Source organism: Mycolicibacterium doricum (genome assembly GCF_010728155.1).
Classification (GTDB): Bacteria; Actinomycetota; Actinomycetes; order Mycobacteriales; family Mycobacteriaceae; genus Mycobacterium; species Mycobacterium doricum.
Window position 1 is genome coordinate 617,262 of sequence record NZ_AP022605.1, and the last position, 23,066, is coordinate 640,327.

Here is a 23,066-nt window from a genome sequence, read left to right on the forward strand (position 1 = left end):
GAGTGCACCGCGAAACCTCAGCAGATCATCGAAGCCCCGTAGTCAGGGCCCGGGAACCACCAGCACCGGACGGTGCGCCGCGCGCAACGTCGCCCGGGCGACGCTGCCGAGCAGCACCTGGCACATCGCGGACTGGCCGCGCGAACCCACCACGATCGCCGACGCCCTACGGTGCGCGGCCAAGCCGGTCAACGCGTCGGCGACGAGGTGCTCCCCGGCACCCGCCGGTGCGTCGACGTGTTCGGCCGCCAAGCCTTCGGGCGGCGTCTCGGTGATGCCCTGCCCGACGGACACCACGACGATCTCGCGGTCGGGGAAAAGGTGTTGGGCGGCCGCCAGCGCGGTGCGGGCCCCACCGGATCCGTCCCACCCGACGACCACGGGCCCTTCGGTCAGCGCGTCGTACTCCTGGGTCAGCATGGGTGCCGGCGCCACTAGCGTCGGCCGTGAGGCGTAGTGCACGGCCATGTCCGACACACTGCCCATCAGAGCCTGCGCACCGCCGAGCCCGCGTGAACCGACCAGGACCAGATCGGCCGAGACCTGCTCGGCCAGCTGCGCGAGCACCAAACCCTCACCGCCCCAGGACCTCTTCACCAGCGGTTCGGCGTCCAGGCCGGCGGCCCGGGCGAGGGTGGTGCCGGCCGCCGCGATGCGCTGGGCCTCGCGTTCACCCTCCAGCTCCGTGCGCTCGACCAGTTCGCTGGCGCTACCCACGACGGCTCGCAGGCGTCGGCGCAGCGGCTCGCTGGCGAACGGTGGCGTCCACAGCTGCGCCACCCAGGCGTGCGCCCGAGGCAGCAGGCGTCCGCCCACCTCGATCGCCGCGGTGGCGGCGGGTGAACCGTCGTATCCGATCAGCACGCCGAGCGGCATGGGGAACCTCCCTTGATTCCGACCGATCGTATGCGCCACGGGCCCAGCCGTCACGCAAGGTTGCCGGAACGCGTTGCAGTTCCGCTGTCGGCCTTTCGCAGTGGCGATCGAAAGCAGCGCCGGTCAGCGCAGTTGACGGCCCGCTGGCCGGTGGAGCCGGGTTGGCGTCGCTGTCGAACCTCATCGGAGCGGGCGCTGCCCTGAGTCAGCCGAATCACAGGGTGGCGTACCGATGCGGCGACCCATCGTGTACAACCACCAGGTGAGCACTTCAGGAGGCATCGTCATCGTCGGCGGCGGTCTCGCAGCGGCCCGCACGGCCGAGCAGCTGCGGCGTTCGAATTATCCGGGACCGGTCACCATCGTCAGCGAGGAGGACCACCTGCCGTACGACCGGCCGCCCCTGTCGAAGGAAGTGCTGCGCAGTGAGACCGACGACGTCACGCTCAAGCCTGCGGAGTTCTACCGGGAGAAGGACATCACCGTGCTGCTCGGCACCGGTGCGGCCACCGTCGACACCGCAGGCCGAAAGATCACGCTGACCGACGGCCGCGAGATCGGCTACGACGAACTGGTGATCGCGACCGGACTCGTGCCCAAGCGGATTCCGTCCTTCCCCGACCTCACCGGCATCCACGTCCTGCGCAACTTCGACCAGAGCTTGAAGCTACGGCAAGAGGCCGGATCCGCGCGGCGGGCGGTGGTGATCGGCGCTGGGTTCATCGGCTGCGAGGTCGCGGCGAGCCTGCGCAAACTCGGCGTCGAGGTGGTCCTGGTCGAACCGCAGCCTGCTCCGCTGGCGTCGGTGCTCGGCCGGCAGATCGGTGGACTCGTCGCCCGGCTCCACCGCGCCGAAGGCGTCGACGTGCGCTGCGGTGTCGGTGTCGCCGAGGTCAAGGGGCAGGACGTCGACGGGCAACAGAAGGTGCGGTCGGTGGTGCTGTCCGACGGCACCGAGGTCCAGGCCGACATCGTGGTGGTCGGCATCGGCTCCCGCCCAGCCACCGACTGGCTCGAGGGCAGCGGTATCGCGCTGGACAACGGTGTGGTGTGTGACGCCGAGGGACGCTCGAGCGCACCGCACGTCTGGGCCATCGGCGACGTGGCGTCGTGGCGCGACACCGTCGGGAACCAAGTGCGCGTGGAACACTGGAGCAACGTCGCCGACCAGGCGCGGGTGCTGGTGCCCGCGATGCTCGGCCAGGGGGTCCCCGGCGTCGTCTCGGTGCCGTACTTCTGGAGCGACCAGTACGACGTGAAGATCCAGTGCCTCGGCAAGCCGGAGGCCGACGACACCGTGCACATCGTCGAGGACGACGGCCGCAAGTTCCTGGCGTACTACGAACGCGACGGCGTGGTGGCCGGCGTGGTCGGCGGTGGCATGCCCGCCAAGGTCATGAAGACCCGTAGCAAGATCGCCAACAGCGCGCCGATCGCCGAGGTTCTCGGCTGAGTCCCCAAATATCAGAACTGGCCGAGATATCAGAACTGGCCGAGGTAGAAGCGGGCGCCCTGGTCGTCGACGCATTCGGCCATCAACCCGTAGGGCTGGCGGTGCGGTTGCTGCAAAACCGAACCGCCAGCCTCCCGGACCCGTCGCACCGCATCGTCGACATCGGCCACGGTCCACATCGGCACGGTCGCCGAGCGCGCGCTGCCGCCCGCCACCCCGGCCATGGGATGGCTCTCGTTCACCTGCCAGCCGTCGGCGATGCGACCCGGGTCGAAGGTCCAGGACAGCACCCGGCCGTAGAACTCCCGGAACAGTGCGGAGTCGCCCACCTCGTAGGTGATGTAGGACAGGGCACCTGGTCCGGTGCCGTTGAGCGCGGGGCGCGGCGTCGGCCGTGACGGCGTGAACACCGCGAACCGGTTGCCCAGCGGATCGGTGGCGTCCTGTGTCGTCCCGAAGTCGTGTCCGGTTGTCTCGCCCAGGGTTCCGCCCGCGGCGACGATCGACTGCCGTGCGCGGTCGAGGTCGTCAACGGCGTAGCAGCAGAACAGCGTGGCGGGTCCGTCGCCGGCGAAGATCCCGGTGGGCAGGGCGGTGTTGGTGACCTCGTGGGTGGCCGCATCGTAGGTCCAGCCCAGGACGTGGCCGTAGAACGCGGCGGCCCGCTCGGTGTCGCGGGTCCACAGCGACACGTAACCGACGTCGCCGTGCCGGATCGGTGTGCCGGCACCGGTGACGGGGCCCGACAACATCCAGCGGTGCCCGAACGGGTCGATGATCGCCGCGGTGCGTGACCCGTGGGCGTCGTACGGTTCGCGCTGGACGTGGGCGCCGTGGTCGTGGGCCCGCCGCAACGCCGCGTCGGTGTCGGCCACCTGAAGCAGCAGGCTGACCGAGACATGTTCGGGGGCAGGCGCTTTCAGTCCGAGTTCGGGGAACTCGTCGGCCAGGTACAGCACGCCGCCGGACAGGGTGAGTTCGGCGTGGCCGATGCGGCCGTCGTCCATCATCATCGGTTCACCGGCCGGCGTCGCGCCCAGTGCGTCGACGTACCAGTCGATGGCCGCGCGCGCGTCTGCGACGGCAAGGTACGGCAGCGCCGCGGGGCGCGCAACCACGGCGGCCAGTGCGGTATCGGTTCGGCTCATCTCGACTCCTTCGGTGTGATCGGGTTCGGTGTGATCGGGCAACCTGAGCGCCGACTGCAGGCGAGCGCGCAACCGTGCAGCGAACGCCGGGTCGGGAGGGACCGGAAGGTCGTCACCGTGCAGCACCCACAGCGGATCCGTGTGGTCGTTCACGGCCTGCCTCCTTCCGGGTAGTGCGAGCGAAATGCGCGACGGGCCCGCGTCAGCAGCGCCTCGGTGGCGTGCACTGTCCGGCCGATGAGCTCGGCGCATTCGGGGACCGAACAGCCGTCGAGGTAGCGCAGCGCGAGCACGGTCCGGTGGTGTTCGGGCAGTTGTGCCAGCACGCTTTCGGCGACGATCCGGTCCAGTTCGGCGTCCCAGCCGTCGACGGGCTCACCGGGTTCGGGCAGGTCGGCGACCGCAACGGCGTGCCGGTGGGATCCACGGCGGTAGTGGTCGGCCAGTTTGTGTCGGGCCACCCCGATCAGCCACGGCACGCTGATCGGCACGGATGCGCCCCGCCGGGCAGCGTCCATCGCCGCCAGGAAGGTCTCTGACGTCAGGTCCTCGGCGGTTCCGCGGTCCGGACAGCGCCTGACGAAGTAGCCGTACACCGTCGGCAGGGCGTCGTCGTAGAGCGCCAGCAGAGCCCGCGAAGCGTCTTCACCATCCGGTTCGGCGCTCACACCCATATCGTCGCCGTTGCGGCCCGAACTCCGACGCCGATATTGCTAATGCACGGCGCGCAGACCGTCGCGTACGGTGTCGAAGGCGTCGCCGAGCGCCTGGGCCAGCGACACCGCCTCGTCGGCCAGCCACTGCTCGTAGGCCGACAGCGCCACCCCGAGCATCGTCCACGCCACCGTCTGCGGCACGAGGTCTTGGGCCTTGACCCCGGTCCGGGCGGCCACGAACTGCGCGATCACGGCCCGCCACCCGGCATACATCGTCATCGAATAGGCCTGCAGCGCGTCGGTTTCCAGGATGACACGCATGCGCTGGCGGTGTCTGGTCGTCTCCTCGGGGCCGAAGTGGTTGAACGCCAGCAGGGCGCCCCGCAGCGCCTCGTCGACGGGAACGGTGGGGTCGAGGTCGTCGAACAGGTGCCGCATGTGATCGAGGTGTGCGTCGAAGTGCCCCCACGGGATCGCGCTCTTGGACGAGTAGTAGCGGAACAGCGTGCGGCGGGCGATACCTGCGGCGGCGGCCACGTCGTCGACGCTGACCTCGTCGAAACCGCGGGCGGCGAACAGTTCGAGAGCGACGTCGGTGATGTGGTCGCGGGTGGTGGAGCGACGCCGGCCCACGCGAGGCGCGGAATCCTGACGCATGAGAACCCACCCCTTCCGTTCTGGCACTCGATGCAATATCCTAAGCGACCTGGGTCACACTCAGTGACCCTACGCGACGAAAGGCAGTGGTCATGGAGCCCAATCAGCACGTCATCGAAGGCGCCGCCGGAGCCGCCCAGGCAGCGACATCGGACGCGGCGACATCGGACGCGGCGACATCGGAGAATGAACTGGTCACCGAGACGCTGGTCGAAGAGGTCTCGATCGACGGGATGTGCGGGGTCTACTGACCGTGGCGGCGCCTGTTGCGTTCGACCCGGATCTGCGCTGGCGGCTGCACCACCAGGTGGCGGTGCGGCCCGAACCGTTCGGGGCGCTGCTGTACCACTTCGGGACGCGCAAGCTGTCCTTCCTGAAGAACACCACGATCGTCGACGTGGTGAACTCCCTGGCTGATCATCGCGACGCCCGCTCTGCTTGCCGCGCAGCGGGTATCGACGACCGGCAACAGGCGCCGTACCTGCACGCCCTCGGCGTACTCGTCCAATCCAAGATGCTTGTCTGCGAGGAGGAACCCGCATCATGACTTCCGTCGTTCCGGCGCCCGCGCCGGGCGGGGCGCCCGTGCCGCGCTTGGTCGAGCAGTTCGAGCACGGCCTGGACGCGCCGATCTGTCTGACGTGGGAACTCACCTACGCCTGCAACCTGGCGTGCGTGCACTGCCTGTCCTCGTCGGGCAAGCGCGATCCACGCGAACTGTCCACGCAGCAGTGCAAGGACATCATTGACGAGCTCGAACGCATGCAGGTGTTCTATGTCAACATCGGTGGCGGCGAACCCACTGTGCGCCCGGACTTCTGGGAGCTGGTCGACTACGCGACCGCCCACCACGTCGGGGTGAAGTTCTCCACCAACGGCGTGCGCATCACCGGAGAGGTGGCGGCCAAACTCGCCGCCAGTGATTACGTCGACGTGCAGATCTCGCTAGACGGCGCGACCGCTGAGATCAACGACGCGGTCCGCGGCCCCGGATCCTTCGCGATGGCCGAGCGCGCCCTGGAAAACCTCGCCGCCGCGGGGTTCACCGACGCCAAGATCTCCGTCGTCGTGACCCGGCACAACGTCGGACAACTCGACGACTTCGCTGCGTTGGCGAGCCGTTACGGCGCCACCCTGCGCATCACGCGGCTGCGCCCCTCCGGCCGCGGCGCCGACGTGTGGGACGACCTGCACCCCACCGCCGAGCAGCAGGTCGAGCTCTACGACTGGCTCGTCGCCAAGGGTGAGCGGGTGCTGACCGGCGATTCGTTCTTCCACCTCTCGGGGCTCGGGGAGCCGGGGGCGCTGGCCGGGCTCAACCTGTGCGGTGCCGGACGCGTGGTTTGCCTGATCGACCCGGTGGGCGACGTGTACGCCTGCCCGTTCGCCATCCATGACAAGTTCCTCGCCGGGAACATCCTGTCGGACAACGGCTTCAAGAGCGTGTGGCAGAATTCTGCACTGTTCCGCGAACTGCGCGAGCCGCAGTCGGCGGGAGCCTGCAGTGGCTGCGGGCACTACGACGCCTGCCGCGGCGGCTGCATGGCCGCCAAGTTCTTCACCGGCCTCCCGCTCGACGGGCCCGACCCCGAATGCGTGCAGGGTTACGGCGCGCCCGCCCTGGAACTCGATCGGGTCAAGCCCAAGCCCAGCGGCGACCACTCCCGGGGGACCGGGCAGCAGGGCCCGATCCCCTTGAAACTGCTGACCAAGCCGCCCGCTCGGCTGTGTGACGAAAGTCCGGTGTAGACGTGGCCCGCGACAAGTGGTTCGAAACCGTCGCCATCGCCCAGCAGCGGGCGAAGAAGCGGCTGCCCAAATCCGTGTACTCCTCGCTGATCTCCGCCAGCGAGAAGGGACTGACGGTCTCCGACAACGTGGAGTCCTTCTCCGAACTCGGCTTCGCCCCGCATGTCGTCGGTGCCCCCGAGAAGCGTGACCTGTCGACAACCGTGATGGGACAAGAGCTTTCGATGCCGGTCATGATCTCGCCGACCGGCGTGCAGGCCGTCGACCCCGACGGCGAGGTCGCGGTCGCCCGCGCGGCGGCGGCCCGCGGCACCGCGATGGGATTGTCCTCGTTCGCGAGCAAGCCCATCGAAGAGGTGGTCGCTGCCAACCCGAAGGTTTTCTTCCAGATCTACTGGCTGGGCGGCCGCGAGACGATCCTGGAGAGGGTGCAGCGGGCCAAGGAGGCCGGTGCGGTGGGGTTGATTGTCACAACCGACTGGAGCTTCTCGCACGGCCGGGACTGGGGCAGCCCGAAGATCCCCGAACAGATGAACCTCAGGACGATGTTCAGAATGTCGCCGGAGGTGATCACCAAGCCGCGCTGGCTGTGGGGTTTCGGCAAGACGCTCAGCCCGCCCGACCTGCGGGTCCCCAACCAGGCCCGCCGCGGTGAACCGGGACCGGCGTTCTTCCAGGTCTACGGCGAGTGGATGAACACGCCGCCGCCGACCTGGGAGGACATCGCGTGGTTGCGCGAGCGGTGGGACGGCCCCTTCATGCTCAAGGGCATTGTGCGGGTGGACGACGCCCGACGCGCTGTCGACGCCGGTGTTTCGGCCATCTCGGTGTCCAATCACGGCGGCAACAACCTCGACGGCACTCCGGCCACCATCCGATGCCTGCCCGCGGTGGCCGATGCGGTCGGCGACCAGGTCGAGGTCCTGCTCGACGGTGGTATCCGCCGCGGCAGCGATGTCGTCAAGGCACTGGCGCTTGGCGCCCGCGCGGTGATGATCGGCCGGGCCTACCTGTGGGGTCTGGCCGCCAACGGCCAGGCCGGCGTCGAGAACGTCCTCGACATCCTCCGAGGCGGCATCGACTCCGCGCTCATGGGACTCGGACGCGCCTCGATCCACGACCTGGGGCCCGACGACATCCTCGTGCCCGACGGCTTCACCCGCGCGCTCGGCGTGCCGACCGCCGACCAGACGTGATCGGCAACAACCACTTGCTGTGACGCACGGGGCATACGGTGCTTCCGGGATGAAATCAATCGAATTCGCTGCACAACGACCGGTGCACGCCAGGTGAATGCGGCTTACGATCGCGGGGTGGCGTTTCCCAGCGAGCTTGGGAACTCGACGTCGAGGCAGCTGCGCAGCATGTCTGCGGCGTTGATCGTTCCGGTAGGCTCCACCGAGCAGCATGGACCTCACCTTCCGCTGGACACCGACACCCGCATCGCCACGGCGGTGGCCCGAGAGGTGGCGGCCACGCTGGGGCCGTACTGGTCTCTGGCACCTGCCGTCGGTTACGGCGCCAGCGGTGAACACGAGAGCTTCCCCGGCACCATCTCCATCGGCACCGCCGCGCTACGCCTGCTGCTGGTCGAGTTCGGCAGGTCGGCCACCAACTGGGCATCTCGGGTGGTGTTCGTCAACGGCCACGGCGGCAACACCGAGGCCCTCGCCGGTGCAACCGCGCTGCTGCGATACGAGGAGCGCGACGTCGCCTGGTGTCCGTGCCTCACCGAAGATGCAGACGCGCACGCCGGCCATACCGAAACGTCTGTACTGCTGCACATCTCGCCCGACGACGTGCACGCCGACCACTGGCAGCGCGGCAACACCACAGCACTGCGCGACCTGATGCCGCAACTGCGTCAGGGTGGCGTCGCGGCGGTCAGCGAGGTCGGTGTGCTCGGCGACCCCACGACGGCCACCGGGGTCGACGGCGCCGAGTTGTTCGGCCGGATGGTCCGGCACTGCGCCGACCGGATCACGCGCTGGGTGCCCGACCACCACGGGATGCTGCGATGACCGGGCCCCGGCTGCCCGACGGGTTTGCCGTGCAGGTGGACCGGCGGGTCAGGGTGCTCGCTGAGGGCGCGGCGCTGCTGGGCGGTTCACCCACCCGGCTGCTGCGGCTGGCGCCTGCCGCCCAGACGATGCTCAGCGGCGGCCGGCTCGAGGTGCGCGACGCCAAGAGCGCCCAGTTGGCGCGCACACTCCTCGATGCCACCGTCGCGCACCCGCGCCCCGCGAGCGGACCCTCACACCGTGACGTCACGGTCGTGGTCCCGGTGCGCGACAACCTATTCGGTTTGCGGCGCCTTCTCGGTTCGTTGCGTGGTCTGCGCGTCATCGTCGTCGACGACGGATCTGCGGTGCCAATCGAGCCCTGTGACATGGCCGGTGCGCACTGCGATGTGCAGCTGATCCGGCACGACCGCAGCAAGGGGCCGGCGGCCGCCCGCAACGCCGGCGCCGCGGCATGCCGCACCGACTTCGTCGCGTTCCTCGACTCCGACGTACTTCCGCGCCGGGGGTGGCTCGAGGCGTTGCTGGGACACTTCTGTGATCCGGCGGTGGCGTTGGTGGCGCCGCGCATCGTGGGTCTGCGCATCGCCGACAACCCGGTGGCCAAGTACGAGGCGGTGCGCTCGTCGCTCGATCTCGGGCGCCGGGAGGCACCGGTGGTGCCGTACGGGCCGGTGGCCTACGTGCCGAGCGCCGCGATCATCTGCCGGAGGCGGATGCTCGACGCGGTGGGCGGGTTCGACGAGACCCTGCACTCAGGCGAGGACGTCGACCTGTGCTGGCGGCTCGTGGAGGCGGGAGCCCGGTTGCGCTACGAGCCGATCGCCCTGGTGGCCCACGACCACCGGACCGAGCTGGGGGAGTGGTTCCGCCGCAAGGCGTTCTACGGGACGTCGGCGGCGCCGCTGGCGGAGCGGCATCCGGGCAAGACGGCGCCGCTGGTGATCTCGGGGTGGACGCTGGTGGTCTGGGTGCTGATGGCAATGGGCAGCGGTATCGGCTACCTGTTGTCGGTGCTCGCCGCGGGTCTGACCGCCCGGCGGGTGGCCAATTCACTGCGCTCGGTCGAGACCGAACCGCGGCAGGTGGCCGCGATCGCCGCGCACGGACTGTGGTCGGCGGCGCTGCAACTGGCATCGGCGATCTGCCGGCACTATTGGCCGATCGCCCTGCTCGCCGCCGTGGTGTCGCGACGCTGCCGGCAGGTGGTGCTGATCGCCGCGGTGCTCGACGGTGTCGTCGACTGGGCGGCGCGGCGCGGCACCGTCGAGGACACCGAACAGGTCGGACTGCTGACCTATGTGCTGCTGCGCCGGCTCGACGACATCGCCTACGGGCTCGGACTGTGGACCGGGGTGGTGCACCAACGGCACCTCGGTGCGCTGAAACCGCAGATCCGAACGTAAAGGCTGCCTTGCCCACACCCACGCCTCATCCCCGTGACGTGCTGATCGTCGGCGCGGGAAGCGCCGGATCGGTGTTGGCCGAACGTCTTTCTGCCGACCCGCAGTGCCACGTCACCGTGGTGGAGGCCGGGCCCGCCCCGTCCGACCCACGCGTGGCGCAGCAGATTAGCGACGGTCTGCGGCTGCCCATCGGCACCGCCAGCTCGGTGGTCCGGCACTACCTGACCACCCTCACCGACGCACCGGTCCGTCGCACGCAGATCGCGCGGGGCGCGGTCGTCGGCGGATCGGGTGCGGTCAACGGCGGGTACTTCTGCCGCGGGCTGCCTGCTGACTTCGACGGGTGGGGGGTCCCGGGCTGGACCTGGCGCGACGTGCTGCCGCACTTCCGGGCGATCGAGACCGACCTGGACTTCGGCGGACCGCTGCACGGCGACCGCGGGCCGATCACGGTCCGCCGGGTTCGCGACTTCGACCGCTGCACCGCGTCTTTCGTCGAGGCCACCCGTCACGCCGGCTTCCGGTGGGTGGAGGATCTGAGCGGACTGGACGCGGACGTCCCCGCCGACGGTGTGGGTGCGGTGCCGCTGAACCTCGACAGCGGAACCCGCGTCGGCCCCGGCGGGGCGTTCCTGCAGCCGGCCCTCGAACGCGGCAACCTCGACCTGCTGCCCGACACCCGGGTCACCCGCGTCCAGATCGTGCGGGGCCGCGCGGTGGCCGTCGAATGCACGGGCCCGTTCGGCGCGCAAACCGTGCCGGCGGACCGCATCGTGCTCTGCGCCGGCGCGATCTCCAGCGCGCAGCTGTTGATGCTCTCCGGTGTCGGACCTGCAGACACCCTATGCGCCTTGGGTATTCACGTGTGGTCCGATGTGCCCGTCGGTGCGTCGACATCCGATCATCCGGAATGGGTGATCCCGCTGCGGTGCACACCGACGCACGGCCTGCCGCCACTGGAGGCGGTGCTCACCACCGACTCGGGTCTGGAGATCCGGCCCTACACAACGGGTTTCGCAGCGATGGTGCACGGCGCCGGCCATGATTCGGCCGACCGTCCGCAGCTCGGCGTCGCGTTGATGCGACCGCGGTCGCGGGGCCGCGTCACCCTCGTGTCAGCCGATCCGTTGGTTCCCCCGATGATCGAGCACCGTTACGACAGCGAGCCCGACGACGTGGCTGATCTCGCCGCAGGGGCCGCGGCCGCGCACGAAATTCTTGACGGCACAGTGCATTCGGGCGAAGCTTCGTGGTCGACATCGCAGCATTTGGCTGGGACGGCGCCGATGGGTGGCGACGGCGATCCGCGGGCTGTGCTCGACGCACAGTGCCGGGTCCGCGGGGTCGACGGGCTGTGGGTGGTCGACGGTGCCGTCATGCCGGCCATCACCAGCCGGGGCCCGCATGCGACGATCGCGATGATCGGGCACCGGGCCGCGGAGTTCATCGCAGGCTGAGCGGTGCCAGCGCCTCGGCCAGCCGGGTGGCGGCCGCCACACCGTCGACCACCGGGACACCAAGCCGACGCGACAGCGGGTCGGCGAAGCGGGCCATCGCCGCGCAGCCGAGCACGATGGAGCGGCTTTGGTCCACTCGCAAGGCGTGCTTGCACAGTTCGGCGATCGGGTCGACGGTGGCCGGGTCGGCGTCGATGCGCAGCACCGGGATGTCGCAGGCGTACACGCCCAGACACGCGGAGGGGGTGTACGCCGTGGCGAGTTGCCAGGCGCGCGGGACGGTCGCCGACATCGACGTCACCACCGAGAAGCTGCCGGCGAGCAGGGCGGCCGCATGCATGGCCGCCTGGGCGATGCCGAGCACCGGCGCGTCGAGCAGCGCCCGTGCCCGGTCGAGGCCCGGATCGCCGAAGCACGCGATCACGTACGCGTCCGGGCGGTCGCGCACCCGAGCGCGAGCCTGGCCGAGGACCTCGAGGAGAGGCGGGACGCAACGGCGTTCGTCGTCGTCGTTCTCGATGCTGGCCGGCCCCGCCGTCGGGTTCACCGCCTCGACGACCGTGGTCGGATGCGCTGCCGCCGTCGCGCCTGCGGCGATGGCCGCCGTCATCGACGCCGTCGTGTTCGGGTTCACCAGGAGCAGCCGCACGGCAGCCAGGTTAGCGGCGGCGCATTTCGGTCGACAGCGCGGTCAGCATGGCCCATGCCGGAGGGATCCGAGGACCGCGAGGATTCCGGGTCGCCGGCCGGTACTGTCAGGGGCGTGCAGCCCGGACCGGTTCGCCGCCGGCTGGCGGCGCTCGTGCTGGTGCTCGTTCTCGCGACCGGATGCACGTCCACGGCGCCGTCGGACCGGCCCGATCCCGCGCCGCGTGCCGATCCCTCGCTGGTCCGCACCGCCTCGGGTGCGCTGCGCGGCACCGTCGCCGACGACCATCGGTTGTTCGCCGGCATCCCCTACGCCGCGCCGCCCGTCGGCAGGCTGCGCTGGCGCCCGCCCGAGCCAGCACCCGCCTGGGACGGCGAACGGCAGGCCACCCGTTCCGGTCCGCGCTGCCTGCAGGACCCGGGCGGTGACCTTGAGCTCGGCAGGCAGACCGACGAGGACTGCCTGAGGCTCAACGTGTGGACGCCGCCGGCGTCGGACGAGAAGCGGCCGGTGATGGTGTGGATCCATGGTGGCGCGTTCGTCAACGGCAGCGGCGGGATCTACGACGCCCGTCGGCTGGCCGCCCGCGGCGAGATCGTCGTCGTCACCGTCAACTACCGGCTCGGCACGATGGGGTTCCTGGCGCACCCCGCGTTGGGCTCGGCAGGCGACGTCGGCAACTACGGACTGGCCGATCAGCAGGCCGCACTGCGATGGGTACGCGACAATATCGCCGAATTCGGCGGCGACCCCGCGAGGGTGACCGTGGCCGGCGAGTCGGCCGGCGGCATGTCGGTGTGCGATCACCTCGTCGCACCCGGTTCCCAGGGCCTGTTCGCCGCCGCGATCATCCAGAGCGCCCCCTGCCAGGCCCAGGCGCCGCTACCCGTGGCCGAACAACGCAGCCTCGACTACGCCGCCGGCGTGGGCTGCCCGGACCCGGGCACCGCCGCCGACTGCCTGCGCGCGCTGCCCGCCGACACACTGCGCAAACCGGTCTGGTTCGTCGAGATCGGCGCGGACCGGCTGACCGGACCGGTCACCGGCACCACGGCGCTGCCGGTCGACCCCGTCCGAGCCATCGCCGACGGGACAGCGGCGCCGGTGCCGGTGCTCATCGGCACCAACCGCGACGAGTTCACGTTGTTCGTCGCGATGCGCTACCTGCGCGACGACTACCGGTACACCCCCGAGCAGTACCCCGGCCTGCTGGCCGACACGTTCGGGCCGGACGCCGCGCAGGTGGCCGCGCGCTACCCGATCGACCGCTTCGGCCCCGACTCCCGCGCAAGCGTCCCGCTCGCCTACGCGGCAACGGTCACCGACGCCGAGTTCGCGTGTGTCGCCGACCGCATGGCCACAGAACTCCGCGGCGCGGCACCCGTCTACGCCTACGAGTTCAACGACCGGCAGGCGCCCGCCCCCGAACCGCTGCAGACGCTGCCGTTCCCCGTCGGCGCCGGCCATTCACTCGAATTGCGTTACCTTTTCGACGTCGGCGGGGCGCCGCCCCTGTCGCCGCGGCAACAGGCGCTGTCGGAGGCGATGATCGACTATTGGAGCGCCTTCGTCGCCACCGGTACCCCGTCGGCCCCCGGCGCTCCCCCGTGGCCACAGTTCGGCGACGGCTCCTATCTCTCGCTGCGGCCCGACGGCAGCAGGGTGACCACGGCGTTCGCGCAGGAACACCAGTGCGCCTTCTGGGCCGACCTGGAAGACTGAGAGGGCTCCCGCCCGCTGGTCGGCAAAGGTTGTCCAGGGATTTGGACGAGGCCACGATCGTCAGGCATACTGTTCGGGTTGCCTTGAGCCGGGACGGTGCCTGTTCGGACCGCCCCGCGGGGGCATCCGACCGGCGCCCGTACGGGCGCATCGGTCCCACCTCTCGAGTGTGACGGAGATTTCCGCCGCATCTGAGCGCGCGTAGGGCGACACACCCGACCGCGGGGACCGGTGGACCACAGACAGGTAAACAGCGGCGGCGACAGCCGACACCAGGTCGCGCTGGGCTTTCCCGGCGCGGGCAACAAGCAGGAGTGAGGTAGGAACGCGTGGCGGGACAAAAGATCCGCATCAGGCTCAAGGCCTACGACCACGAGGCCATCGACGCCTCGGCGCGCAAGATCGTGGAGACGGTCACCCGCACCGGTGCCAGCGTGGTGGGCCCCGTGCCGCTGCCGACCGAGAAGAACGTGTACTGCGTCATCCGCTCACCGCACAAGTACAAGGACTCGCGTGAGCACTTCGAGATGCGTACCCACAAGCGGCTGATCGACATCCTCGACCCGACGCCGAAGACCGTCGACGCGCTCATGCGCATCGACCTCCCGGCCAGCGTCGACGTGAACATCCAGTAGGAGACCCGAGAAATGGCACGCTCAAGCAGTTCGGCCGCACCGCGGCGCGGCATTCTGGGCACCAAGCTGGGCATGACGCAGGTGTTCGACGAGAACAACAAGGTCGTGCCGGTGACGGTCGTCAAGGCCGGCCCCAACGTCGTGACGCGCATCCGCACCCCGGAGCGCGACGGTTACAGCGCGGTGCAGATCGCCTACGGCGAGATCAGCCCCCGCAAGGTCAACAAGCCGGTGACCGGTCAGTTCGCCGCCGCCGGCGTCAACCCGCGGCGCCACCTCGCCGAGCTCCGGCTCGACGACGAGTCGGCGGCCGCTGACTACGAGGTCGGCCAGGAGCTCACTGCGGAAGTCTTCGCCGAAGGCGCCTACGTGGACGTCACCGGCACCAGCAAGGGCAAGGGCTTCGCCGGCACCATGAAGCGCCACGGTTTCAAGGGCCAGGGGGCCGCGCACGGCGCCCAGGCCGTGCACCGCCGGCCCGGTTCGATCGGTGGCTGCGCCACCCCGGGCCGCGTGTTCAAGGGCACCCGCATGTCGGGCCGCATGGGCAACGACCGGGTGACCACGCAGAACCTGGTCGTGCACAAGGTGGACGCAGAGAAGGGCGTGCTGCTCATCAAGGGCGCCATCCCCGGACGCAACGGTGGACTGGTGATGGTCCGCAGCGCAATCAAGCGAGGCGAGAAGTAAATGGCAACCACAATTGAGGTCAAGACGCCGGCCGGGACCACCGACGGCTCCATCGAGCTGCCCGCTGAGCTGTTCGACGTCGAGGCCAACATCGCGCTGATGCACCAGGTGGTGACCGCGCAGCTGGCCGCCAAGCGGCAGGGCACGCACTCGACCAAAACCCGCGGTGAGGTCTCCGGCGGCGGAAAGAAGCCGTACCGGCAGAAGGGCACCGGCCGCGCGCGTCAGGGTTCGATCCGGGCGCCGCAGTTCACCGGTGGTGGCACCGTCCACGGCCCAAAGCCGCGCGACTACAGCCAGCGCACCCCGAAGAAGATGATCGCCGCCGCCCTGCGCGGGGCGCTGTCGGACCGGGCGCGCAACGGTCGCATCCACGCGGTCACCGAACTCGTGGGGGGGCAGACCCCGTCGACCAAGAGCGCCAAGGCGTTCGTGTCGTCGCTGCTGTCCGACCGCGCCGCCGAGAACAGCAAGGTCCTGATCGTCATCGGCCGCACCGACGAGACGGGCCAGCGCAGCGTGCGCAACCTTCCCGGCGTGCACGTGATCTCACCGGATCAGCTCAACACCTACGACGTGCTCAAGGCCGACGACGTGATCTTCAGCGTCGAGGCGCTCAACGTCTACATCGACGCGCAGACAGCACGCACTGAAAAGGAAGGTGCTTCGGCCTGATGGCAACCGTGACAGATCCCCGCGACATCATCCTGGCGCCGGTCATCTCCGAGAAGTCCTACGGGCTGATCGAGGACAACGTCTACACGTTCGTCGTGCACCCGGACTCCAACAAGACCCAGATCAAGATCGCCGTCGAGAAGATCTTCAAGGTCAAGGTCGACTCGGTGAACACGGCGAACCGGCAGGGCAAGCGCAAGCGCACCCGCGCCGGCTTCGGCCAGCGCAAGAGCACCAAGCGCGCCATCGTGACGCTGGCCGCGGGAAGCAAGCCGATCGACCTGTTCGGAGCACCGGCCTGAGCCGGGCGAGAAGCTAGAGAGACTTAAAAGAAATGGCAATTCGCAAGTACAAGCCGACGACCCCGGGTCGCCGCGGTGCCAGCGTCTCCGATTTCGCCGAGATCACTCGCTCGACCCCGGAGAAGTCGCTGGTCCGCCCGCTGCACGGTAAGGGCGGACGCAACGCACACGGTCGGATCACCACCCGGCACAAGGGCGGTGGCCACAAGCGTGCCTACCGCGTCATCGACTTCCGTCGCCACGACAAGGACGGCGTCGACGCGAAGGTCGCCCACATCGAGTACGACCCGAACCGCACCGCGAACATCGCGCTGCTGCACTACCTGGACGGCGAGAAGCGCTACATCATCGCGCCGTACGGGCTGAAGCAGGGCGCGATCGTGGAGTCCGGCGCCAACGCCGACATCAAGCCGGGCAACAACCTGCCGCTGCGCAACATCCCCGCCGGCACCGTGATCCACGCGGTGGAGCTGCGGCCCGGTGGCGGCGCGAAGCTGGCCCGCTCGGCCGGTGTCAGCATCCAGTTGCTGGGCAAGGAAGGCGCCTACGCGTCGCTGCGGATGCCGTCCGGCGAGATCCGTCGCGTCGACGTGCGCTGCCGCGCCACCGTCGGTGAGGTCGGCAACGCCGAGCAGGCCAACATCAACTGGGGCAAGGCCGGCCGGATGCGGTGGAAGGGCAAGCGCCCGACCGTCCGCGGTGTCGTGATGAACCCGGTCGACCACCCGCACGGCGGTGGTGAGGGCAAGACCTCCGGTGGTCGCCACCCGGTCAGCCCGTGGGGCAAGCCGGAGGGCCGCACCCGCAAGCCGAACAAGCCGAGCGACAAGCTCATCGTCCGACGCCGGCGCACCGGCAAGAAGCGCTAGGCCGGGGAAGGAACCAAAGCAATGCCACGCAGCCTGAAGAAGGGTCCGTTCGTCGACGACCATCTTCTCAAGAAGGTCGACGTCCAGAACGACAAGAACACCAAACAGGTCATCAAGACCTGGTCGCGTCGGTCGACCATCATCCCCGACTTCATCGGGCACACCTTCGCGGTCCACGACGGCCGCAAGCACGTGCCGGTGTTCGTCACCGAGGCGATGGTCGGGCACAAGCTGGGCGAGTTCGCCCCCACCCGCACCTTCAAGGGTCACATCAAGGATGACCGGAAGAGCAAGAGGCGATGAGTACAGCAACGACGAATCCGTCTACGTACCCCAATGCGACGGCGATCGCCCGCTATGTGGGCATCTCGGCGAGCAAGGCCCGCCGCGTCATCGACCTGGTCCGCGGCAAGCGCGTCGAGGAGGCCCTCGACATCCTGCGGTGGGCGCCTCAGCAGGCCAGTGAGCCGGTCGCCAAGGTGATCGCGAGTGCTGCGGCCAACGCGCAGAATAACGAGGGTCTCGACCCGTCGACGCTCGTGGTCGCCGCCATCTACGCCGACGAGGGCCCGACCGCCAAGCGTATCCGGCCGCGCGCCCAGGGGCGTGCGTTCCGGATCCGCAAGCGGACCAGCCACATCACCGTGGTCGTCGAGAGCCGCCCGAGCCGTGAGGGCCGCCGCGGCGATGCCGCCGGTGGCGCACGCGCACGTCGCGCGCAGGCCAGCAAGGCCGCCGCGGCGAAGAAGGCCCCGGCGAAAGCCGTAACGACCACTGAAGCTTCCGAAGAAGCGAAGGGAGGCTCGCAGTAGTGGGCCAGAAGATCAACCCGCACGGCTTCCGCCTCGGCATCACCACCGACTGGAAGTCGCGGTGGTACGCAGACAAGCAGTACAAGGACTACGTCAAGGAAGACGTGGCGATCCGGCGGCTGTTGGCCACCGGTCTGGAACGCGCCGGCATCGCCGACGTGGAGATCGAGAGGACTCGCGACAGAGTTCGCGTCGACATCCACACCGCGCGTCCGGGCATCGTCATCGGCCGCCGCGGTACCGAGGCCGACCGCATCCGCGCCGACCTGGAGAAGCTCACCAAGAAGCAGGTGCAGCTCAACATCCTCGAGGTGAAGAACCCCGAGTCGGTGGCTCAGCTCGTCGCCCAGGGTGTCGCCGAGCAGCTCTCCAACCGGGTGGCGTTCCGCCGCGCGATGCGTAAGGCGATCCAGTCCGCCATGCGTCAGCCCAACGTCAAGGGCATCCGGGTCCAGTGCTCGGGCCGTCTCGGCGGCGCCGAGATGAGCCGCTCGGAGTTCTACCGCGAAGGCCGCGTCCCGCTGCACACGCTGCGCGCCGACATCGACTACGGCCTCTACGAGGCCAAGACCACCTTCGGCCGCATCGGGGTGAAGGTGTGGATCTACAAGGGCGACATCGTCGGCGGTAAGCGTGAGCTGACCGCCGCGGCGCCCGCGGGTTCCGACCGCCCGCGCCGTGAGCGTCCGTCGGGCAGCCGCCCGCGTCGCAGCGGTGCGTCGGGTACCACGGCGACGAGCACCGACGCCGGGCGTGCCGCATCCGGTGCGGCCCCGGTCGGCAGCGTCGCGGCCAACGCCGAGGCGCCTGCCGCTGCGGATGCGGTTGCCGCCGAATCGACTACTGAGAATTCAGGGAGCTGAGCATGCTGATCCCTCGTAAAGTCAAGCACCGCAAGCAGCATCACCCCCGACAGCGCGGCATCGCCAGCGGTGGCACGACGGTGAGCTTCGGTGACTATGGCATCCAGGCGCTCGAGCACGCCTACATCACCAACCGGCAGATCGAGTCCGCTCGTATCGCCATCAACCGGCACATCAAGCGTGGCGGCAAGGTGTGGATCAACATCTTCCCGGACCGCCCGCTGACCAAGAAGCCCGCCGAGACCCGCATGGGTTCCGGTAAGGGTTCACCCGAGTGGTGGGTCGCCAACGTCAAGCCCGGCCGCGTGCTCTTCGAGCTCAGCTACCCGGACGAGAAGACCGCGCGTGAAGCGCTGACCCGTGCGATCCACAAGTTGCCGATCAAGGCGCGCATCGTGACCAGAGAGGAGAACTTCTGATGGCAGTCGGAGTGGCACCTGGTGAACTGCGCGAGCTGAGCGACGACGAGCTGACCGAGCGTCTGCGCGAGTCGAAGGAAGAACTTTTCAACCTTCGCTTCCAGATGGCCACGGGCCAGCTGTCCAACAACCGCCGGCTTCGTGTCGTGCGGCAGGAGATTGCGCGCGTGTACACCGTGCTGCGCGAACGTGAACTGGGTCTGGCTTCTGGACCCGCAGGTGAGGAATCGTAATGGCAGAGACTGAAACCGACTCGGGCAAGGGGCCGGCGTACACGCCGCGCACCGAGAAGCCGCGTAACCGCCGCAAGACGGCGATCGGCTACGTGGTCAGCGACAAGATGCACAAGACCATCGTGGTCGAGTTGGAGTCCCGCAAGAGCCACCCGCTCTACGGCAAGATCATCCGGACCACCACGAAGGTCAAGGCACACGACGAGAACGGCGACGCCGGCGTCGGCGACCGGGTCTCGCTGATGGAGACCCGCCCGCTGTCGGCCACCAAGCGGTGGCGGTTGGTGGAGATCCTGGAGAAGGCCAAGTAGCCTGGAGAAGGCCAAGAGCCGACCTCTCACTGCATGCCTCGAAGACCCCGCACGCTCGGCGTGTGGGGTCTTCGTCTTTGATCCATTGGCCGTCTTTGATCCATTGGCCGTCTTTGATCCACCGGCCGCCTTTGATCAACGAGACCGGCGACACCAAGCCGGTGTAGTCTCCGGGCGACCGTTATGCACCCAACCCCGTGAGCGAGGCCGGCCATGGCATCCGCAGACAACGCCTTCAACGGCAAAATCGCCCTCGACATCCGGGATTCGGAGCCGGACTGGGGCCCCTACGCCGCGCCGACCGCACCCGAGAGTGCGCCAAACGTGTTGTATCTGGTGTGGGACGACACCGGCATCGCGACGTGGGACTGCTTCGGCGGCCTGGTGGAGATGCCGGCGATGAGCCGCATCGCCGAACGCGGTGTGCGTCTGTCGCAGTTCCACACCACCGCGCTGTGCTCGCCGACCCGCGCCTCCCTGCTCACCGGTCGCAACCCGACGACCGTCGGCATGGCCACCATCGAGGAATTCACCGACGGTTTCCCGAACTGCAACGGCCGCATCCCCTTCGACACCGCGCTGATCTCAGAGGTGCTCGCCGAGAACGGATACAACACCTACTGCGTCGGCAAGTGGCACCTGACCCCGCTCGAGGAGTCCAATCTGGCTGCCACCAAACGGCACTGGCCGCTGTCGCGCGGCTTCGAACGGTTCTACGGGTTCTTGGGTGGCGAAACCGACCAGTGGTATCCCGAACTGGTCTACGACAACCATCCGGTCGCGCCGCCGGCGAGCCCCGAGGACGGGTACCACCTGTCCAAGGACCTCGCGGACAAGACGATCGAGTTCATCCGCGACGCCAAGGTGATCGCTCCGGAAAAACCGTGGTTCTCCTACCTGTGTCCCGGCGCCGGGCACGCCCCGCACCACGTGTTCACCGAGTGGGCCGACCGTTACGCGGGCCGCTTCGACATCGGCTACGAGCAGTACCGCGATATCGTGCTGGAGAACCAGAAGCGCCTCGGGATCGTCCCGCCGGACACCGAGCTCTCGCCGATGAACCCCTACGCCGACGTCACCGGACCCAACGGGGAGCCGTGGCCCACCCAGGACACCGTTCGGCCGTGGGATTCCCTGTCCGACAGCGAGAAGCGCCTGTTCAGCCGGATGGCAGAGGTCTTCGCCGGCTTCCTCTCCTATACCGACGCGCAGATCGGCAGGATCCTCGACTACCTCGAGGAATCGGGTCAGCTCGACAACACCATGATCGTCGTGATCTCCGACAACGGAGCCAGCGGCGAAGGGGGGCCGGACGGTTCGGTCAACGAGACGAAGTTCTTCAACGGCTACATCGACACTGCCGAGGAGGGCCTCAAGGTCATCGACGAGCTCGGCGGCCCGCACACCTACAACCACTATCCGACCGGTTGGGCCATGGCGTTCAACACGCCGTACAAACTGTTCAAGCGCTACGCCTCCCACGAAGGCGGCATCGCCGACTCGGCGATCATCTCGTGGCCCGCGGGCATCGCCGCACACGGCGAAGTGCGCGACAACTACGTCAACGTCTGCGACATCACCCCGACCGTCTACGACCTGTTGGGCATCACCGCGCCCGCGTCGGTGCGCGGGGTGCCGCAGAAGCCCCTCGACGGCGTGAGTTTCAAAGTGACCCTGGACAACCCGACCGCACCCACGGGTAAGGACACCCAGTTCTATTCGATGCTCGGCACCCGCGGGATCTGGCACCGGGGCTGGTTCGCCAACACCGTGCACGCCGCGTCCCCGGCCGGTTGGTCACACTTCGACGACGATCGGTGGGAGTTGTTCCACATCGAGGCCGACCGCGCACAGGCCCATGATCTGGCGGCCGAACATCCCGAGAAGCTCGAGGAACTCAAGGCGCTGTGGTTCAGCGAGGCGGCCAAGTACAACGGGCTGCCGCTCGGTGACCTCAACATGCTCGACACCATCGGGCGCTTCCGGCCCACCCTCTCGGGCACCCGCGACGCCTACGTGTACTACCCGGGCACCGCGGACGTCGGCATGGGCGCCGTCGTGGAGATCCAGGGCCGCTCGTTCGTGGTGCTCGCCGACGTCACCGTCGACGACGACGACGCACAGGGAGTCGTGTTCAAACACGGTGGCGCACACGGCGGGCACGTGATGTTCGTGCAGGACGGCCGTCTGCACTACGTCTACAACTTCCTCGGCGAGACCGAACAGAAGCTCTCCTCGTCCGTGCCGATCACCGGGGGCAGCCACACCTTCGGCATCGCCTACACCCGGACCGGCACCGTCGAGGGCAGCCACACGCCGCTCGGTGACGCCGTCCTCTACGTCGACGACGACGAGGTCGCCACGTTGGCGGGCGTGCGGACCCATCCCGGGACGTTCGGCCTGGCCGGCGCCACGCTCGCCGTCGGGCGCAACACCGGTTCGCCGGTGTCGCGCGACTACCGGCCGCCGTTCGAGTTCACCGGCGGCACCATCGCCCAGATCTCGTTCGACGTCTCCGGCAAGCCCTACCTCGACCTGGATCGTGAGTTCGCCCGCGCCTTCGCGAGGGACTGACCCGTACGCTTCAGACATGCTGACCGAGCTGGTCGAACTGCCCGGCGGCGCCTACCGGATGGGCTCGACGCAGTTCTATCCCGAGGAAGTGCCGGTGCACACGGTGGCCGTCGCCCCCTTCGCGATCGAGCGGCATCCCGTCACCAACGCACAGTTCGCGGCGTTCGCCGACGCCACCGGCCATGTCACCGTCGCCGAACGGGAACTCGACCCCACGCTGTACCCGGGGGTGCCGCCGGCCGACCTGGTGCCCGGCGCGTTGGTGTTCCAGCCGACTCCAGGGCCCGTGGACCTGCGTGACTGGCGGCAGTGGTGGACGTGGTCGCCCGGGGCGTGCTGGCGCCGTCCGCACGGCCCGGAATCGAGTTGGCGCGACCGTCCCGACCACCCCGTCGTCCAGGTCGCCTACCCGGACGCGGCCGCCTACGCGACATGGGCCGGCCGCAGACTGCCCACCGAAGTGCAGTGGGAGTACGCCGCACGCGCCGGTGCCACCACCACCTATCCCTGGGGCGACGACGCGCAGCCCGGCGGACAGTTGATGGCCAACACCTGGCAGGGCCGGTTCCCGTACCGCAACGACGGCGCGCTCGGCTGGGTCGGCACCTCCCCGGTCGGCACCTTCCCCGCCAACAAGTTCGGCCTGGTCGACATGATCGGCAACGTCTGGGAATGGACGACCACCCGGTTCTCGGCGCACCACCGGCCCGACGGCGCCGTCGAATCATGCTGTGGCCCAGCCGATGCCGACCCCGCCCTCAACCAGACGCTCAAGGGCGGCTCCCATCTGTGCGCCCCCGAGTACTGTCACCGGTACCGGCCCGCCGCGCGGTCGCCGCAGTCACAGGACAGCGCCACCACGCACATCGGCTTTCGCTGCGTGGCCTGA

General features: G+C 69.0%; 27 protein-coding genes. 22 read left to right on the forward strand and 5 right to left on the reverse strand.

All coding sequences use genetic code 11. The annotated features are described in order from the left end of the window. Nucleotides 1–42: 42 nt before the first annotated feature. Nucleotides 43–876, reverse strand: coding sequence for a universal stress protein (locus tag G6N07_RS03095; protein WP_085192425.1), 834 nt, complete (start codon nt 874–876; stop codon nt 43–45). A 232-nt stretch (nt 877–1,108) separates the two neighbouring features. Here G6N07_RS03095 and G6N07_RS03100 point away from each other — a divergent pair, with 232 nt between their 5' ends. After that, entirely contained in the window at nt 1,109–2,329 is a 1,221-nt protein-coding gene (locus tag G6N07_RS03100; RefSeq protein ID WP_179959941.1) for an NAD(P)/FAD-dependent oxidoreductase, read from the forward strand. Nucleotides 2,330–2,358: 29 nt separating this feature from the next. On the opposite strand, the gene G6N07_RS03105 is transcribed toward G6N07_RS03100, so the two are convergent. From G6N07_RS03105 to mftR, 3 genes are read right to left on the reverse strand one after another with little or no spacing between them, the layout of a single operon-like run. Next, the gene (locus G6N07_RS03105; RefSeq protein ID WP_085192423.1) at nt 2,359–3,630 is read right to left on the reverse strand and encodes a VOC family protein; all 1,272 of its coding nucleotides are present in this window, start codon (nt 3,628–3,630) and stop codon (nt 2,359–2,361) included. Beyond that, nucleotides 3,627–4,145 carry an RNA polymerase sigma factor gene (locus tag G6N07_RS03110; protein WP_179959942.1) on the reverse strand — a complete coding sequence of 173 codons (519 nt, stop codon included), beginning with the start codon at nt 4,143–4,145 and terminating at the stop codon, nt 3,627–3,629. The genes G6N07_RS03105 and G6N07_RS03110 overlap by 4 nt, the downstream gene beginning before the upstream one ends. A 45-nt stretch (nt 4,146–4,190) precedes the next feature. Beyond that, nucleotides 4,191–4,790 carry a mycofactocin system transcriptional regulator MftR gene (gene mftR / locus G6N07_RS03115; protein WP_085192421.1) on the reverse strand — a complete coding sequence of 200 codons (600 nt, stop codon included), beginning with the start codon at nt 4,788–4,790 and terminating at the stop codon, nt 4,191–4,193. Between the two features lie 92 nt (nt 4,791–4,882). Between mftR and mftA the strand changes: the two genes are divergently transcribed. The 7 genes from mftA (at nt 4,883) to mftG (ending at nt 11,423) form a co-directional block, all read left to right on the forward strand. Beyond that, complete coding sequence (gene mftA / locus G6N07_RS21140) at nt 4,883–5,041, forward strand: mycofactocin precursor MftA (protein ID WP_085192420.1); 159 nt, start codon at nt 4,883–4,885, stop codon at nt 5,039–5,041. Between the two features lie 2 nt (nt 5,042–5,043). Continuing rightward, nucleotides 5,044–5,337 (forward strand): mycofactocin biosynthesis chaperone MftB, encoded by a 294-nt coding sequence (gene mftB, locus G6N07_RS03125; protein WP_085192419.1) that lies wholly within the window; start codon nt 5,044–5,046, stop codon nt 5,335–5,337. Further along, the gene (mftC, locus tag G6N07_RS03130; protein ID WP_085192418.1) at nt 5,334–6,539 is read left to right on the forward strand and encodes a mycofactocin radical SAM maturase; all 1,206 of its coding nucleotides are present in this window, start codon (nt 5,334–5,336) and stop codon (nt 6,537–6,539) included. The genes mftB and mftC overlap by 4 nt, the downstream gene beginning before the upstream one ends. 2 nt (nt 6,540–6,541) lie before the next feature. After that, the gene (gene mftD / locus G6N07_RS03135; protein WP_085192417.1) at nt 6,542–7,735 is read left to right on the forward strand and encodes a pre-mycofactocin synthase MftD; all 1,194 of its coding nucleotides are present in this window, start codon (nt 6,542–6,544) and stop codon (nt 7,733–7,735) included. A gap of 93 nt (nt 7,736–7,828) precedes the next feature. Next, complete coding sequence (mftE, locus tag G6N07_RS03140) at nt 7,829–8,560, forward strand: mycofactocin biosynthesis peptidyl-dipeptidase MftE (protein ID WP_165756776.1); 732 nt, start codon at nt 7,829–7,831, stop codon at nt 8,558–8,560. Then, nucleotides 8,557–9,966 carry a mycofactocin biosynthesis glycosyltransferase MftF gene (gene mftF / locus G6N07_RS03145; RefSeq protein ID WP_085192416.1) on the forward strand — a complete coding sequence of 470 codons (1,410 nt, stop codon included), beginning with the start codon at nt 8,557–8,559 and terminating at the stop codon, nt 9,964–9,966. Before mftE ends, mftF begins: the two co-directional genes overlap by 4 nt. A 38-nt stretch (nt 9,967–10,004) precedes the next feature. Beyond that, nucleotides 10,005–11,423 carry a mycofactocin dehydrogenase MftG gene (gene mftG / locus G6N07_RS03150; RefSeq protein WP_179960016.1) on the forward strand — a complete coding sequence of 473 codons (1,419 nt, stop codon included), beginning with the start codon at nt 10,005–10,007 and terminating at the stop codon, nt 11,421–11,423. Here the strand turns inward: mftG and G6N07_RS03155 are convergent. Beyond that, nucleotides 11,410–12,072 (reverse strand): aspartate/glutamate racemase family protein, encoded by a 663-nt coding sequence (locus G6N07_RS03155; RefSeq protein ID WP_085192414.1) that lies wholly within the window; start codon nt 12,070–12,072, stop codon nt 11,410–11,412. The two genes, mftG and G6N07_RS03155, sit on opposite strands and share 14 nt — an antisense overlap. A 114-nt stretch (nt 12,073–12,186) precedes the next feature. On the opposite strand from G6N07_RS03155, the gene G6N07_RS03160 reads away from it, so the two are divergent. The 14 genes from G6N07_RS03160 to G6N07_RS03225 all read left to right on the forward strand — a co-directional run bounded on the left by G6N07_RS03160 (nt 12,187) and on the right by G6N07_RS03225 (nt 23,066). Next, nucleotides 12,187–13,794: a carboxylesterase/lipase family protein gene (locus G6N07_RS03160; RefSeq protein ID WP_085192464.1), complete on the forward strand. Its 1,608-nt coding sequence runs from the start codon at nt 12,187–12,189 to the stop codon at nt 13,792–13,794. A 329-nt stretch (nt 13,795–14,123) separates the two neighbouring features. Then, nucleotides 14,124–14,429 carry a 30S ribosomal protein S10 gene (gene rpsJ, locus G6N07_RS03165; protein WP_003883485.1) on the forward strand — a complete coding sequence of 102 codons (306 nt, stop codon included), beginning with the start codon at nt 14,124–14,126 and terminating at the stop codon, nt 14,427–14,429. A gap of 12 nt (nt 14,430–14,441) precedes the next feature. Beyond that, nucleotides 14,442–15,119, forward strand: coding sequence for a 50S ribosomal protein L3 (rplC, locus tag G6N07_RS03170; RefSeq protein ID WP_085192413.1), 678 nt, complete (start codon nt 14,442–14,444; stop codon nt 15,117–15,119). After that, complete coding sequence (gene rplD / locus G6N07_RS03175; protein ID WP_085192412.1) at nt 15,120–15,794, forward strand: 50S ribosomal protein L4; 675 nt, start codon at nt 15,120–15,122, stop codon at nt 15,792–15,794. It abuts the gene before it with no gap. Continuing rightward, a complete protein-coding gene (gene rplW / locus G6N07_RS03180) occupies nt 15,794–16,096 on the forward strand; it encodes a 50S ribosomal protein L23 (RefSeq protein WP_085192411.1) in 303 nt (100 codons plus the stop codon). Before rplD ends, rplW begins: the two co-directional genes overlap by 1 nt. Nucleotides 16,097–16,128: 32 nt before the next feature. Further along, nucleotides 16,129–16,965, forward strand: a complete 837-nt coding sequence (rplB, locus tag G6N07_RS03185) for a 50S ribosomal protein L2 (protein ID WP_085192410.1) — start codon at nt 16,129–16,131, stop codon at nt 16,963–16,965. 21 nt (nt 16,966–16,986) lie between these two features. Continuing rightward, complete coding sequence (gene rpsS, locus G6N07_RS03190; RefSeq protein WP_011558433.1) at nt 16,987–17,268, forward strand: 30S ribosomal protein S19; 282 nt, start codon at nt 16,987–16,989, stop codon at nt 17,266–17,268. Then, entirely contained in the window at nt 17,265–17,777 is a 513-nt protein-coding gene (rplV, locus tag G6N07_RS03195; RefSeq protein ID WP_085192409.1) for a 50S ribosomal protein L22, read from the forward strand. The genes rpsS and rplV overlap by 4 nt, the downstream gene beginning before the upstream one ends. Beyond that, nucleotides 17,777–18,640, forward strand: a complete 864-nt coding sequence (gene rpsC / locus G6N07_RS03200; RefSeq protein ID WP_085192408.1) for a 30S ribosomal protein S3 — start codon at nt 17,777–17,779, stop codon at nt 18,638–18,640. Before rplV ends, rpsC begins: the two co-directional genes overlap by 1 nt. A 2-nt stretch (nt 18,641–18,642) precedes the next feature. Next, on the forward strand, nt 18,643–19,059 hold the full coding sequence (gene rplP / locus G6N07_RS03205) for a 50S ribosomal protein L16 (RefSeq protein WP_085192407.1): 417 nt from the start codon (nt 18,643–18,645) through the stop codon (nt 19,057–19,059). Further along, nucleotides 19,059–19,292, forward strand: coding sequence for a 50S ribosomal protein L29 (gene rpmC / locus G6N07_RS03210; protein WP_085192406.1), 234 nt, complete (start codon nt 19,059–19,061; stop codon nt 19,290–19,292). Before rplP ends, rpmC begins: the two co-directional genes overlap by 1 nt. Further along, nucleotides 19,292–19,603, forward strand: a complete 312-nt coding sequence (gene rpsQ / locus G6N07_RS03215; protein WP_085192405.1) for a 30S ribosomal protein S17 — start codon at nt 19,292–19,294, stop codon at nt 19,601–19,603. The genes rpmC and rpsQ overlap by 1 nt, the downstream gene beginning before the upstream one ends. Nucleotides 19,604–19,816: 213 nt before the next feature. Then, nucleotides 19,817–22,177, forward strand: coding sequence for an arylsulfatase (locus G6N07_RS03220; RefSeq protein ID WP_085192404.1), 2,361 nt, complete (start codon nt 19,817–19,819; stop codon nt 22,175–22,177). A gap of 16 nt (nt 22,178–22,193) precedes the next feature. Beyond that, complete coding sequence (locus tag G6N07_RS03225; protein WP_085192403.1) at nt 22,194–23,066, forward strand: formylglycine-generating enzyme family protein; 873 nt, start codon at nt 22,194–22,196, stop codon at nt 23,064–23,066.